General features: G+C 66.2%; 8 protein-coding genes. 4 read left to right on the forward strand and 4 right to left on the reverse strand.

The genetic code is table 11. From position 1 onward, the window contains the following. Window positions 1-138: 138 nt before the first annotated feature. From VIF40_RS04415 to VIF40_RS04430, 4 genes are all read right to left on the reverse strand, one after another. Window positions 139-858 carry a polysaccharide biosynthesis/export family protein gene (locus VIF40_RS04415; protein WP_331936311.1) on the reverse strand — a complete coding sequence of 240 codons (720 nt, stop codon included), beginning with the start codon at window positions 856-858 and terminating at the stop codon, window positions 139-141. 1,598 nt (window positions 859-2,456) lie between these two features. Further along, window positions 2,457-2,822: a DUF6481 family protein gene (locus VIF40_RS04420; protein ID WP_331936312.1), complete on the reverse strand. Its 366-nt coding sequence runs from the start codon at window positions 2,820-2,822 to the stop codon at window positions 2,457-2,459. 182 nt (window positions 2,823-3,004) lie between these two features. Then, window positions 3,005-3,736, reverse strand: coding sequence for an SMC-Scp complex subunit ScpB (gene scpB, locus VIF40_RS04425; RefSeq protein WP_331936313.1), 732 nt, complete (start codon window positions 3,734-3,736; stop codon window positions 3,005-3,007). A 9-nt stretch (window positions 3,737-3,745) separates the two neighbouring features. Further along, window positions 3,746-4,777: a DUF1403 family protein gene (locus VIF40_RS04430; protein WP_331936314.1), complete on the reverse strand. Its 1,032-nt coding sequence runs from the start codon at window positions 4,775-4,777 to the stop codon at window positions 3,746-3,748. 625 nt (window positions 4,778-5,402) lie between these two features. On the opposite strand from VIF40_RS04430, the gene VIF40_RS04435 reads away from it, so the two are divergent. From VIF40_RS04435 to VIF40_RS04450, 4 genes are all read left to right on the forward strand, one after another. Then, a complete protein-coding gene (locus tag VIF40_RS04435) occupies window positions 5,403-6,899 on the forward strand; it encodes an efflux transporter outer membrane subunit (protein WP_331936315.1) in 1,497 nt (498 codons plus the stop codon). 98 nt (window positions 6,900-6,997) lie between these two features. Further along, window positions 6,998-8,299, forward strand: coding sequence for an efflux RND transporter periplasmic adaptor subunit (locus VIF40_RS04440; protein ID WP_331936316.1), 1,302 nt, complete (start codon window positions 6,998-7,000; stop codon window positions 8,297-8,299). A 39-nt stretch (window positions 8,300-8,338) separates the two neighbouring features. Beyond that, entirely contained in the window at window positions 8,339-11,455 is a 3,117-nt protein-coding gene (locus VIF40_RS04445; RefSeq protein ID WP_331936317.1) for a multidrug efflux RND transporter permease subunit, read from the forward strand. Next, window positions 11,452-14,718 (forward strand): efflux RND transporter permease subunit, encoded by a 3,267-nt coding sequence (locus tag VIF40_RS04450; protein WP_331936318.1) that lies wholly within the window; start codon window positions 11,452-11,454, stop codon window positions 14,716-14,718. Before VIF40_RS04445 ends, VIF40_RS04450 begins: the two co-directional genes overlap by 4 nt. Window positions 14,719-14,768: the final 50 nt, after the last annotated feature.

Consider the following 14,768-nt stretch of genomic DNA (forward strand, 5'->3'; position numbering starts at 1 on the left):
CCAGAATCCCGCCCCAGAATTCAGACGTCGAGAAATGCAGCCGAGCGACGCGTTGCAATCGATGGGCTATGAACGAGGGAATGCGGCGCGGCCGGCTCTACAGAGCCGTCACTGAAAGCGAAGCGCGAGACAGCGGCGTCAAGGCGCGAGACGCGTTGCGAACCCCGCCCCTTGCAATCCGACGCCGAATACATCTTTGAACTCGGTCCATGCGGATCGGATAGCGGACTCGCCGACCACGATGACATCGCCGGCAATGAGTATCGGGTCCTCGCGCGCACCCGAGCGAATGGACGAAATATCATATGTCGTCGTGACGCGCGTATTGTTCACATCGCGAAAAATAGCGACATTGTAATCGGCCACCCTGGTCAAGCCTTTGGCTTGCGCAATCGCCTGCAACAGCGTCGTGCGCCCCGCCAATGGGTAGATGCCGGGCCCCGCGACCTCGCCCTCTATCGTGTACCGCTGGCTCGCGAAATCCTTCACGGCAACATGCACGTCGGGAGCGCGTAGATAATTCGCGCCGAGACGGGCGGCGATCGTCATTTCGAGTTCCTTGACGCTTTTTCCCTTCGCCGGCAATTCTCCGATCAGGGGCATGGAGATATATCCGGTGCGAGAGACTTGCCGCGTCCCATCGAGGTCCTTCACTTGAAAGACGGTGATTTCGAGAACGTCGAGCGGCTGGATGCGGTAATCGGCTTCCAGTTGGCTGGGATCCGAATTATTGCGCTGCGCCGTCGAGGCTCCGGCAGCGCCGTTCTCACGAACGAAAGACGCCGTCGTATCCTCTGCAGGGTTGCCGGACGCGACGCAGCCGCCGAGCAGCAGCAATAGGGAGGACGCCGCCAGCATGTGCCGAAACCTCACTCCGCTGGCGTCCATGATCGAACCTCTTCATCAATCGTTTCTTGAATGCAAGCACGGACGCGCCGCCTCGGTCGGACGCTTCGAGCGCATTGTGAGAATGGCAGGCCGCGGCGCTTCGGCGCAGGACTCGGCCATTCGATTGTCGATGGGCGCGAGAAAACGCTCGCGGTCTCCGACCGCGGCAATTCACGTCGACGCCGTTCAGATTCGACGTCTCTCGCGCAATCTGTGAATTCCAGTTCGGCGTCGCAGCGCACAGGCGGATGGACGCATGGTCGCGACCCTCGCCGCGCGGTCCCGATCACTGGCAAATCGAGCATCGGCGCCGAAGACCAAAATGCGAATGCTGCATTCATTCCACGCTACCGCACTTCGGGTGAAACACGCCGCCCGTTTCCTCGTCCTTATCTTCGTCGACGTATCTTCGTCAGCGTGTCTTCGTCAGCGTGTCTTCGTCAGCGTGTCCTGCGACACGCCTCCCCCACGCGGCTACGCAGCGCTACGCCGGACAAAAAATGTAAAACGCCAGATCCATTAATCTCGCTGCGGAGATTTCGATATTGGCGCACGACACGAGCATAAACGTGCGAGCAAGCAAATCTCGACGATCAACACATGTGATTGCCAGACGAATGTAGTCTCCAATTGCAGAAACTCCACTGGTCGCAAAATACGAATGACGACAGCCGTCGAATGGCTCTATTCAGGATTAGATCGGGACCGTTGATACGATACAATTCACTGGCAGGCTCGCTAGGAAAATTACCTAATATGCGCGCTCCGCGTGCCGATGCGCATCGAATGCCGAGAAATCATGGCTCATTCTTCCCGAGCTGGAACCGAACGCTCGTGGATTTTGTTCGTGCTTTGGCGGCGCGCGTCATCGACGCGGCGGCGACAGACGCGCAGCGGCGCGTCATGCCGACGACTCCGATTGTTGTGAATTCGCGAGCGAGGGGATTCCCGCGCTCGACTCCCGCCGGTCCATCATGACCACCATTCGAAAAGCCAATCAGCAAGCGCTCTTCAGCCCATCACGCGCGCGATGCTATGCCGACATCTCGAGCGCTTTCGATGGAAGGGGCGCGAAGGCTCTCGTGCGCGAAGGCACGGACGGAGCGAAGACATGGACAGAGCGAAGACATGGACGAAGCGAAGACATGCGCGAAGGCATGGACGCGGCCGGGCTCGTGGCGCGATGAAATGAAGACGAGCGGCGAAGCGAGAATGCAGAGCCTCGCCCGAGTCCGGAGCCTCTCGGTCGGAGCTTTGCCCTCGGGGGCGAACGATGATCTGGCCAGAGGGAGACGCCACGCGCCGCCACCATGCTGACATCGATCGACGACGACGGAAGCGATGCCTGCGCAGCTGGCGGCGTTCACCCCGACATCACGTCGCGGACCGACGATCGGCGCCGCCTCCGAGCATAATGCCGACGACGAGCGTCGAATGAGCGACTGTCTCGGGCCGTTTCCGTTCTCGGCCCTCTTCGAAAGTGAAACAATCGCTCGACTTCGACTCCTCGAGGCGGCGGGAGGTTCGGCGATTTACGACGCCGATCGCCGGTCTGACGACGGTCGCCGCTATTTCCGGGCCTTTCGGGCGGCGTAGCGGGCGTCTCGGGCCGCCTTGCGTTCGGCCGCGGACGCTATTTCGCGCTCCGCCTCCTCGGCGGCTCGTGCGTCGCGTTCCGCCTGCTCCGCCTTCAGAACCATTTCTTGCGCGGCTCGCTCTTCCGCCGCACGGGCTTCGGCGGCGAGCCGGACTTCTTCACGTTCTGCGGCTCGCACGTCGCGCGCGGCGATGATCGCCTGTCGGGCGGCGAGCCGCTCGGCCGCGCCCTCGTTGATCTGGGCCGTCAAGGCGCGGAATTTCTCCAGCTTTGCTTTTTTCGCCGCCTCGGCGGCGCTTCGGCGCTCGTCAAAATCGGCGTTCTTAAAAATGGCCATTCCTTCACGTCCTCGCTGACTTGGATTGTTGCACTGCGTCGGAGACCCTTAAGGCATCGCGCTCCCGGAACAAAATATGGCTGAACAGCCGTAGCTCGGACGGGAGAGCGGGCCGGCAGGCAGGCAGGGTCCCGGACCAACGGGCCGGGGCGTCGATCCACGCGCGTCCGGCGGCGCCATCGCTATTTCGGCGGCTCGCTTCGGGCGTCCGACCACTCCTCCCGATCGTCCTCCGCTTCGTCCGGAGGCTCCGCGTCTTCTTCCGCCACCGCCAAAACGCTGTCGAGATCGGCGACCGATCGGGGCGGCTGCAACAATCCCTCGTCCTCCAGCCGCTCGAGATCGGGCAGATCGCGCAGGTTGGCGAGGCCGAACGCCTGCAGAAATGTCCGCGTCGTCACATAAGCGAAAGGCGCGCCGGGCTCGGGCGCGCGCAGGACTCCGTCGATGAGATCGAGACGCTTCAGCCGGCCGATGACGTCGCGGCTGATCTCCTTGCCGGCGAGGCGCGAGAGCTCCGCCCGCGTCGCCGGCTGCAGATAGGCGATGGCGGTCAGCGCCAGCAATTCGGTCGGCGTCAGCTCGGGCGCGCCGGCGTCGCGCAGCGCGGCCACGCGCGCCGCCCGGATCGCGCCGGCGAAACGCGGGCGCGTGCGAAATTGCCAGCCGCCGGCGACGAAGACGATGTCGTAGGGGCGCCCGCGCAGCTCGTCGACAATGTCTTCGACGAGATCGTCGAGATTGCACTCCCGACCGACCAGCCGCGCCAGCGTCTCGCGCGGCACCGGATCGCGGGCGGAAAAAATCACCCCCTCGACGCGGCCCATCCACTCGCGCCAGCGCATGGGCTCGGGCAAATCGGCGAGCTCCGTGTCGAAGGACGCCTCTGGCTCGGCTTTCCGCGGTCGACTCATCGGCGTCGCCTAGAGGCCGTAGAGGCGAAAATTCGGGCGGCCCGACAATTCGCGCACGGCGCCGAGCGCGACGAGCCGATCGAACAGCCGGCGCGCGGCGCGATCGGAGAGCCGCGCCATCCGCGCCGCCCGCGCCGGCGACACGGCGTCGTCGGCGAGCAGCAGCTCGACGACGCGGCCGGCGCCCTTGGCGCGCAGCTTCGGCGCGACGGCGAGCAGCCGGTCCGCGCGTCGCGCCAACTCGGCGGCGAGCGCCAGCGCATCGCTGGTCGCCAATGCGACGGCGGCGGCGACGGCGTCGGGCCACTGCGGATCGCTCGGCCGCGGCCGGCGGCCGTTGGACCCCACGCGCAGCGCCGGGCGCAGCATTGTCGTGGCGACGAGCGCGACCGGCCGCTCCCACGCCAAATGTTCGGCGAGCGCGACATCGGCGGCCCACCAGGCCAGCAGCTCCGCCTCGGCGCATGCGGCCGCCGGCAGCCGCCGCGACAGAACGGCGCCGGCCGCCGCCGCCGCGGCGAGCGGCTGCGCGCATCCGGCCGCCGCGGCGCGCGCCTCGGAGGCCAGCGTCACCCAATCCGAGCCGCGCGGCAGATCGACGCTTTCGGCGGCCGCGCAAAATGCGGCGGCGTCCAGCGTCGCCGGGCGATCGGCGAAGGCCCGCCACAGGCGATGAAGACGGCCGGCGGGGCTCGTCTCCCCGCCGCCGGAGGCCAGATGCTCGGCGTCGCGCAAGGCGGCTTCGTCCTCGCGCAGGCGCAGCGCCGTCGCCGCGGCCGCCGCGGCGCGCAACGCCAGACGCCGGCGAAGCGCGCCGGCGAAAGGCGGCTCGGCGCGGACGATCTGGTCGAACAACGCCAGCCCAGCGCCGGCGGAGAAGACGGCGCCGGCCGGCGTCGGCAGACGCGCCCATGCGGGATAGACGTTGGAGATCAGCGTGCTGGATGGCGGCGTGGCGTCGACGCGAACCGCCCGCCGCCGGACGGGCGGCGTCGCGGGCGCCGTGGCGGCGAGCGGGTCGGCGGGATCGAATCGGCGCATCGCGGGATCGTAGCCGATAGCGGCGCTTTGTCACCGGGATTCGCGCAGGATCCGCCGCCCCGAGCGGACGCGCCGTCGCAGAACCCCGACGGCGAGGACGCGTCCGACAGTCTGGACTGTCGCATCGCCGATCAGAATTTTTCGGCCGAGCCAGCCTCTTGAAATGACCATGTCAGCATCGATGGCTATAAATCGAACGGGAAGCGTAAAGAGATGTTGCATCGGGCGACTACTTCCGACATCGCATGAATTCGGCGCCGCGAAGGCTCGGAATGCTCGGCGCCTGTCGGAAGCGTCTCGCCGATATTCGCGTCTCCGAGGGCGGGGTCGCATTCGTCTTCGGCAAGGGCGATAGAGCGAAAGGGCTCGGATCATAAATGCAACGCCGCCAATGGGTTCGATACGGGCGAACGCCGCCTGACGCGCCGGCGCGAGATCGCGGATCATCGGCGCGGCCCGCCGATGAGCGCGTAGCGACGAATCGAGACGATGAGCGAGAGACGATATGCGGGCGTGTCGGAAGTGGTTCGAGTTGGTCGGCGAACGCCCGCTTATGGTTCTGATGAGTTTCTGTCGAGCGGCGAGACGGCGGCGCCGCGCGCTGACGCGCATGGGCGCGGCGGCAATGGCGATCGCATCGCTCGCCGGCTGCATGGCCGGCCCCGACTATGTCCGCCCCGCGGACGTCGTCCCGGCCCGATTCAAGGAGGGCGGCGGCGTGGCGAAGGGGACCGCCGAGACGCGCAAGGGCTGGAAGCCGATCGCGCCGCTCGACGAGGCGGATCGCGGTCCCTGGTGGCGCGTCTTCGACGATCCGCCGCTCTCGAAGCTCCTCGCCGAGGTCGAACTCTCCAATCAGAACGTCGCAGCCGCCGCCGCGGCCTATGACCAGGCCCAGCAGATCATTCGGCAGGGCCAGTCCGGCCTTTTTCCGACCATAACCACGAATTATGCGCCGACGCGACGCCGCACGCCCTCCTCCGCCAGCGACGCGGTCTATTCGAACGGCTTCTCCAACGCCTCGAACGCCAGCTGGGAGCTCGACGTCTGGGGCCGCATCCGCCGCACGATCGAGGCCGATGCGGCGTCGGCGCAGGCGAGCGCCGCCGATCTCGCCAATGCGAAGCTCTCCGCGCAAATCCAGCTCGCCGCCGCCTATTTCAACCTGCGCGCGACCGACGAGCTTCAAGCCTTGTACGAAGAGACGCTCGTGTTGTTCCGCCGCACGCGCGACATCTCGAAGAATCAATATTCGGTCGGCACGACGTCGCGCGCGGATTTCATCACCGCCGACAATCAGCTGCTGACGACCGAGGCCGCCGCGATCCAGACCGGCGTGCAGCGCGCGCAATTCGAGCATGCGATCGCGGTGCTGATCGGACGCAGCCCGTCGGATTTCTCCATTCCCAAACGCAGGTGGAAGGCCAAAAAGCCGCCCGCCATTCCCGCTGGCGTTCCCTCGGAGCTGCTGGAGCGCCGTCCCGACATCGCCGCGGCGGAGCGCGATCTGCAGAGCCGCAATGCGCTGATCGGCGTCGCCATCGCCAATTTCTATCCGCGCGTGAGCCTCACCGCCGCGCTGAGCTTCGCCGCGACGCAGCCCTGGCCGGTGGCCGTGGCCAATGAGAGCTGGTCGCTCGCCGGCAGCGCCGCGCAGACGCTGTTCGACGGCGGCCTCCTCGACGCGCAGCGCGAGGCGGCCGTCGCCTCCTACGGCCAAGCCGTCGCATCTTATCGGCAGACCGTGCTGACGGCGTTCGGCCAAGTGGAGGACCAGCTCGCGACGATCCGCCTGACCGCGCAGCAAGTCGCGCGGCTGGATCGCGCGGTCGAGGAGGCGCGCGAAGCCGTGTCGATCTATCTCAACCAATATCGCGAGGGCACGGTGGTCTTCACCAGCGTCGCCAATGCGCAGTCGACATTGATCAGCAATATTCGGTCGGCAGTGTCGGCGCGGCAGAGCCTCTATGTCGCGACCGTCGATCTCGTCGGCGCGCTCGGCGGCGGCTGGGACGCGTCGCGCCTGCCGCCGATCGACGAGCTCTCCCGAATCGCCGCGCCGCCTCCGCCCGTCCCGGCGAGCGCGCTCGCGGCCTCCGTGGCGCAACCCGATTCGAGGTGACGAAGGCCATGTGGAAAGATCATAGCGGCGAGACGAAAATGGACGAGAAGGTCCTTTCCCGGATAACGGACGCCGAAGCCGCGCCAGCGCGAGCGCCGATGGCCGCGCGATTCGCCGCCCGGCTCAGGCAGGCGCGGCGCGCGCCGATGACGATCGGCCTTTCCGCGCTCATCGCCGCCGCGCTCGCCTGGGCGGCCTATCACGCGATCGCTCCGACAGAGCCGCAGGCGTCGCGATCGACGCACAAGAGGGGCTCGCCCGCCGCGCCGCAGCCGGTCGCCGTCGCGACCATCGCGCGCCGCGACATCAAAATCGTCCGCCATGGTCTGCTCGGAACCGTCACTCCCATCGCCAATGTCTCCGTCAAGTCGCAGATCAGCGGCTATCTGATGAAGGTCGGATATAAGGAGGGACAATTCGTTCAGAAGGGCGACTTTCTCGCGCAGGTCGATCCGCGGCCCTATGAGGCGCAAAAGGCGCAGCTCGAAGGGCAGATGATGCGCGACCAGGGCTCGCTCGAGCAGGCGCGCGACGATCTTCGCCGCTACCAGTCGCTGAAGAAGCTCGACTCGATCTCGCGCCAGCAGGCGGACAATCAGACCTGGGTCGTCAAGCAATATGAAGGCGCCGTCAAAGCCGATCAGGCGCAGATCGACAATCAAAATCTCAATCTCGCCTATGCGCGCATCGTGGCTCCCGTCGCCGGCCGAGTCGGGCTGCGGAAGGTCGACGCCGGCAATTACGTGACGACCGCGGACGTCATCGCCCTCGTCACGCAGATCGATCCGATCACGGTGATTTTCGGCGTGCCGGAAGATTACATTCCCGACATCATGCGCGCGCAGAAAAAGAGCGGCGGGCTCGAGGTCGCCGCCTTCGATCGCTCCGATACGAAGCAGATCGCCACCGGCCGTCTGCTGACGCTCGACAATTCGATCGACTCGACGACCGGAATGGTGAGCGGCAGGGCCGAGTTCGAGAACAAGGAGGAGACGCTCTACCCCAATCAATTCGTCAACGTCCATCTGCTGGTCGACGTGCGCGAAAAAACGATCGCAGCGCCCAAGGCCGCGATCCGGACCGGCGCTTCCGGACCATTCGTCTACAAGGTGACGGACGACAGTCGCGTCGTCATGCAGTCGGTGACGCCCGCGGAAGGCGAGCATTTCGACGACTTCGCCGGATTCAACGATGGCATGATCGAGATCGCCGGCGGCCTCGCCGAAGGCGATCGCGTCGTCGTCGACGGAGCGGACCGATTGCGCGACGGCGCCTCCGTTCGACTCGCGGCGAGCGACGGCCGGGCGTCGGCGACGCCGCCTTCCGAAACGCCCAGCAAGGACCCGAGCCAGGAGCCGCCGCAGGAGCGGCGTCGGCGCCGACAGACGACGCCGCAGTGAGCGCGCCGACGATCACGCGTTCGACAAAGGCGCTCTGACATGAACCCATCGAAGCTCTTCATTCTGCGCCCGGTCGCCACGACACTGCTGATGGCGGCGATCCTGATCGCCGGCGGCTTCGCCTATCAGCTGCTGCCGCTCTCGGCCCTGCCGTCGGTGGATTATCCCACCATCCAGGTGCAGACCTTCTATCCCGGCGCGAGCCCGGAGGTGATGACCTCCGCCGTGACGGCGCCGCTCGAGCGACAATTCGGGCAGATGCCGGGCTTGAACCAGATGACCTCGACGAGCTCCGCCGGCGTCTCGCTCGTCACCTTGCAATTCGATCTCGGCCTCGGCCTCGACGTCGCCGAGCAGCAGGTGCAGGCGGCGATCAATGCGAGCGGCAATCTCGTGCCGAAGGATCTGCCGGCCCCGCCGACCTACGCCAAGATGAATCCCGCCGACGCGCCGATCATGACGCTCGCGGTGACGTCGAAGTCGCTGCCGCTCGTCGATGTCGAGGACTTCATAGAAACGCGGCTCGCGCAAAAGCTCTCGCAATTGCCCGGCGTCGGATATGTCGGCGTCGGACACGGCCAGCGCCGGGCGATGCGCATTCGATTCAACCCGACGGCGCTCGCCAAATACGGGCTGCGCATCGACGATCTGCGCACGATCATCGGCAACGCCAGCACCAATGCGCCGAAGGGCTCCTTCGACGGTCCGCAGCAAGCCTCGACGATCAACGCCAACGACCAGATCGACGATCCGGAATTGTTCCGCAAGCTCATTGTCGCCTATCGCAACGGCAATGCGGTCCGCCTCTCCGACGTCGCCGAGGCGCAGCACGGCTCCGAGAACGACAAGATCGCCTCATTCGCCAATTCGACGCCGGCGGTCATCGTCGAGATCCGCCGCCAGCCGGGCGCCAATGTCATCGAGGTCGTCGAGAATGTGAAGGCGATGCTGCCGCGGCTGCGCGACTCGCTGCCGCCGTCGATCGAAGTGTCCGAGCTCAGCGACCGAACGACGACGATCCGCGCCTCGGTCGAGGATGTCCAATTCGAGCTCGTCCTCGCGATGGCGCTCGTCGTTCTGGTCATTTTCCTGTTCCTGCGCAATCTTCCCGCGACGCTCATCCCCAGCCTGTCGGCGCCGCTCTCGCTCGTCGGCGCTTTCGCCATCATGTATCTTCTGGGATTCAGCCTCGACAATCTCTCGCTGATGGCGCTCACCATCTCGACGGGCTTCGTCGTCGACGACGCCATCGTGATGATCGAGAACATCACGCGCTATGTCGAGCGCGGCGTCTCGCCCCTGGAGGCGGCGCTGCGCGGCTCGGCGCAGATCGGCTTCACGATCGTCTCGCTCACCGTCTCGCTCGTCGCCGTGCTGATTCCGCTCTTGTTCATGGGCGACGTCGTCGGACGGCTGTTTCACGAATTCGCCGTCACCCTCGCCGTCACCATCGTGATCTCGGCCATCGTCTCGCTCACGCTCACGCCGATGCTCTGCGCCAAGCTGCTGCGCCACAGGACGCTCGCGCAGCGCGGACGCTTCGACATCGCCGCGGAGCGCCTCCTCGATCGGATCATTCGCGCCTATGCCGGCGCGCTCGACGTCGTTCTCGAGCATCAACCCGCCATGCTCGCGGCGACGATCGCCACGCTCATATCGACATGCCTTCTCTATGTCGTCGTCCCCAAGGGCTTTTTTCCCAGTCAGGACACGGGCGCGATCCAGGCGATTTCCGAAGCCAAGCAGGAGATCTCCTTTTCCGCCATGGTCGCGAAGCAGCATGCGCTCGGCGAAGCCATCCTGCGCGATCCGGACGTCGAGACCGTCGGCTCGCTGGTCGGCGTCGACGGTCAGAACACGACGCTCAACGCCGGCCGCTTCTATATTTCGCTGAAGCCGCTTCCGCAGCGCAGATCGAGCGTCGCCGATGTGATCGCGCGGCTCCAGTCGGCGGCGGCGGAGATCCCGGACATGCGGCTCTATATGCAGCCGGTGCAGGATCTGACGATCGACTCCACCGTCAGCAAGGCCGCCTATCATTTCGTGCTTCAGAACGCCAATATGCCGCTTCTCGCCGAGTGGACCCCCAAGCTCGTCGAGCGGCTGCGCGAGGCGCCCGCGCTCGCCAATGTCGCGAGCGATCTCCAGAACCGCGGCAAGGCGCTCGACATAGTGGTCGACCGCGCCACGGCGGCGCGCTTCGGCATCACCATGGCGGCCGTCGACAATGTGCTCTACGATTCTTTCGGCCAGCGCATCGTCTCGACCATCTACACGCAATCCAATCAATATCGCGTCATTCTCGAGATCGATCCCAAATTTCAAGCGTCGGAAGCCGCGCTCGCCAGCCTCTATCTGCCATCGTCCGCCTCGTCGAGCGGGCAGGTCCCGCTCGCGGCGATCGTGCATCTGGAGGAGCGCGACGGCCCGCTGCAGATCACGCATTTCGGGCAATTCCCGGCGACGACCATCTCCTTCGATCTCGCGCCGGGCGTCTCGCTCGGCGCGGCGGTGAGCGCCATCGAGACCGCGAAGGCCGCAATCGACCTGCCACAGAGCTTCACGCTCGCCATGCAGGGCGCCGCCGCCGCCTTCACGACCTCCTCCACCGATCGGCTCATGCTCATCATCGCGGCGATCGTGACCATGTATATCGTGCTCGGCGTGCTCTATGAGAGCTTCGTGCATCCGATCACGATCCTGTCGACGCTTCCCTCCGCGGGCGTCGGCGCGCTGCTCGCGCTGATGGCGACGGGCCACGACCTCGACGTGATGGGCGTCATCGGGATCATTCTGCTGATCGGCATCGTCAAGAAGAACGCCATCATGATGATCGACTTCGCGCTCGAGGCGGAGCGCGTCGACGGACTCTCGCCGCGCGAGGCGATCTATCGCGCCTGCCTGTTGCGCTTCCGTCCGATCCTCATGACGACGATGGCCGCCATTCTCGGCGCCGTTCCGCTGCTGCTCGGCTCGGGCGTCGGATCGGAGCTGCGGCAGCCGCTCGGCGTCGCCATCGTCGGCGGCCTGGTCTTCAGCCAGATTCTGACGCTCTTCTCGACGCCCGTCGTCTATCTCTACTTCGATCGCCTGGCGCATCGCGTCAGACGGCTCGGCGCCTCCGGCCGCGACGCGCGAGAGGAGGCGGCGAAGTGAATTTCTCGGCTCCGTTCATCAAGCGGCCGGTCGCGACGACGCTGCTCACGCTGGGGCTCGCATTGGCGGGCGTTTCCGCTTACATGCGATTGCCGGTCGCGCCGCTGCCGAAGATGGATTTTCCGGTCCTGTCGGTGTCGGCCTCGCTGCCCGGCGCCTCGCCCGAAATCGTCGCGACGAGCCTCGCCGGTCCTCTGGAGCGCCGTCTCGGGACGATCGCCGATGTGACGACGATGACCTCGTCGAGCAATGCGAGCCAGACGAACATAATGCTGCAGTTCGGCTTTGGCCGCGACCTCGACGGCGCCGCGCGCGACGTGCTGGCGGCGATCAACGCCGCGGCGGCCGATCTGCCCGCTGGCGTCTCGTCCAGTCCGTCCTATCGCAAGTTCAATCCGGCGGACGCGCCGATCGTCACCCTCGCGCTGATCTCCAAATCGCTCACCCGCGCGCAGCTCTACGACGCGGCGAACGACATTCTCCAGCAACGTCTCTCCCAGCTCGCCGGCGTCGGGCAGGTGACGGTCGGCGGCGCCGCCTCGGCCGCGGTGCGCGTCGACCTCGACATCTCCACCTTATTCAAATACGGCATCGGCCTCGAGGATGTGAGCGCGGCGCTGGCCTCGGCCAACGCCAACAGCCCCAAGGGCGACATTCTGCGCAATGGGGAACGCTGGCAGATCTACACCAACGACCGCGCCAGCCGCGCGGCCGATTATCGCAATCTCGTCATCGCGTATCGCAACGGCTTCGCGGTGCGGCTCAGCGAGGTCGCCGAGGTCGAGGATTCGAACGTCGACCTGCGCAACGCCGCGATCGCGCGCGGCGAGCCGGCGGTATTGGTGACCGTCTTCCGGCAGCCGGGCGCGAACATCATCGAGACCGTCGATCGGATCGAGGCGCAGCTTCCAAAGCTCGCCGCGTCGCTGCCGAACGACGTCGAGCTCATCCAGGCGTCCGATCGCAGCACCTCGATCCGCGCGTCGCTCGCCGACACGGAGCTGACCCTGGCGCTCGCCGTCGTGCTGGTCGTCGGCGTCGTCTATCTGTTCGTCGGCGATTGGCGCGCGACGCTGGTGCCGGCGGTCGCCGTGCCGGTGTCGATCATCGGCGCATTCATCGCGATGGACTTTCTCGGCTATAGTCTGAACATTCTGTCGCTCATGGCCCTCACCATCGCGACGGGCTTCGTCGTCGACGACGCGATCGTCGTGCTCGAGAGCATCCAACGCCATTCGGAAAATGGCGCGTCCCCGCGCGAGGCGGCGCTTCGCGGCGCGCGCCAGGTCGGCTTCACCGTCGTCTCGATCAGCCTGTCGCTGGTCGCGGCGTTTCTGCCATTGCTGCTGCAGAGCGGCCTTCTCGGGCGCGTGTTCCGCGAGTTTTCGGTGACGCTCTGCATCGCGGTTCTCGTCTCGCTCGTCGTGTCGCTGACGACGACGCCCATGCTCTGCTCGATCCTCCTCGGAGCCGCGCCGCGCCGCGAGCGGCGATGGAACGATTTATTCTCGCGCATGGCGCGCGCCTACGAGAACAGCCTGACCTGGGCGCTGCGTCGGCGCGGCCTGATCCTGACCGCCCTCGGCGTGTCGCTCGTGCTGACGCTGGAGCTGCTCTTCATCATTCCCAAAGGCTTTTTTCCCGAGCAGGACACCGGCGGCCTGGTCGGCTCGTTCCGAACGGACCGAGGAGCGTCCTTCCAGGTGGCGCGCGCCAAGCTCGCGGAATTCGCCGCCATCGTGCAAAGCGACCCGGCGGTGGAACTGGTCACGGGCTCGGTCGGCGCGAGTGGGGGAGGCGGCGGCGGCGGCCGCGGCGGATCGAATGGCGGGACACTCTCGATCGCGCTCAAGCCGCGCGCGCAACGCGACGTGAGCAGCGCCAAGGTCATGGAGCGACTGCGGCCGGAACTCGGCCGGGTCGTCGGCGCGCGCATGGTCATGCGTCCCGTTCAAGACCTCGTCGGCGGCGGAAGGGAGAGCGACGCGCTCTATCAATATACGCTTCTGGGCGACAGCTATGCGGAGCTGGTCGAATGGACCGAGAAGATCACCAAGACGCTGCAGCACAATAAAATCCTCCTCGACGTGATCTCGGATCAGCAGCAGAACGGCGTCGAGACCTATCTGGAGCTCGACCGCGATACGATGTCGCGGCTGGGCCTCACCCCGGCGCAGGTCGACAGCACGCTCAACGACGCCTTCGGCCAGCGGCAGGTGTCGACGATCTACGGGGACTTCAATCAATTCCGCGTCGTGATGGAGGCGGCCGCCCGCTACCGCGAGGACCCGCAATTCCTGCGCGATATCTATGTGAGCGCGACGGCCAAGCCGGTGAGCGGCTCCGCGGCCACCGTCCTTCCGGTCGGCTCGGTGACGGCGAGCGCGGGGTCGTCGGCGACGAGCTCCTTCTTCGACTCCGCACGCAACGCCTCGACCAATTCGATCGCCGTCTCGACGCGCGGCGGCGGATCGATCGGCGCGGCGGTCAGCACCGCGTCGGAGACCATGACGCCGCTGGTCGCCTTCGCGCGATTCAAGCGTGCGGCGACGCCGCTCGCGATCAATCACCAAGGTCCGTTCGTCGCGTCGACGATCTCTTTCAATCTCGCCGAGGGCGCCTCGCTCGGCGAAGCCGTCGACGAGGTCGAGCGCATCGTCGCCGAGATCCATCTGCCGGCGTCGATTCACGGCTCGATGCAGGGAACGGGGCGCATATTCCAGTCGTCCCGCGACGGCCAGACATTTCTGATCTTCTCGGGGCTCATCGCCGTCTATATCGTTCTCGGCATGCTCTATGAGAGCTTCGTGCATCCGATCACGATCCTGTCGACGCTGCCTTCGGCGGGCCTCGGCGCGCTGGCGACGCTCTACGTCTTCGGCTTCCCCTTCGACGTCATGGGGCTGATCGGCCTCTTCCTGCTCATCGGCATCGTCAAGAAGAACGCGATCATGATGATCGACTTCGCGCTCGAGGCGCAGCGCGAGCGACGGCTGAGCCCGCATGACGCGATCGTCGAGGCGTGCCGGCTTCGTTTTCGGGCGATCATGATGACGTCCGCGGCGGCGCTGCTCGGCGCGATTCCGCTCATCGTCGCATTCGGCGACGGGGCGGAGCTGCGCCGCCCGCTTGGCGTCGCCATTGTGGGAGGGCTCGTCGCCAGCCAGATGCTGACGCTCTACACGACGCCCGTCCTCTATCTGACCTTCAGCGACTTGCGCGACCGGGTCGTGGGTTTCTGGGGCCGGCGCGTGTGGCGATGACTCCATAAAGCGCGGGCGACGCCGGAGCGTCGGCGCATGATCACGATCGA

Origin of the sequence: Methylosinus sp. (assembly GCF_036560965.1) — a bacterium.
In the GTDB taxonomy this organism is placed as follows: domain Bacteria; phylum Pseudomonadota; class Alphaproteobacteria; order Rhizobiales; family Beijerinckiaceae; genus Methylosinus.

Bases quoted from the DNA above. Each gene is read 5' to 3' on its own strand.
- VIF40_RS04415 (WP_331936311.1), bottom strand. From the start codon at position 858: ATGCTGGCGGCGTCCTCCCTATTGCTGCTGCTCGGCGGCTGCGTCGCG.
- VIF40_RS04420 (WP_331936312.1), bottom strand. From the start codon at position 2,822: ATGGCCATTTTTAAGAACGCCGATTTTGACGAGCGCCGAAGCGCCGCC.
- scpB (WP_331936313.1), bottom strand. From the start codon at position 3,736: ATGAGTCGACCGCGGAAAGCCGAGCCAGAGGCGTCCTTCGACACGGAG.
- VIF40_RS04430 (WP_331936314.1), bottom strand. From the start codon at position 4,777: ATGCGCCGATTCGATCCCGCCGACCCGCTCGCCGCCACGGCGCCCGCG.
- VIF40_RS04435 (WP_331936315.1), top strand. From the start codon at position 5,403: ATGGCGATCGCATCGCTCGCCGGCTGCATGGCCGGCCCCGACTATGTC.
- VIF40_RS04440 (WP_331936316.1), top strand. From the start codon at position 6,998: ATGGCCGCGCGATTCGCCGCCCGGCTCAGGCAGGCGCGGCGCGCGCCG.
- VIF40_RS04445 (WP_331936317.1), top strand. From the start codon at position 8,339: ATGAACCCATCGAAGCTCTTCATTCTGCGCCCGGTCGCCACGACACTG.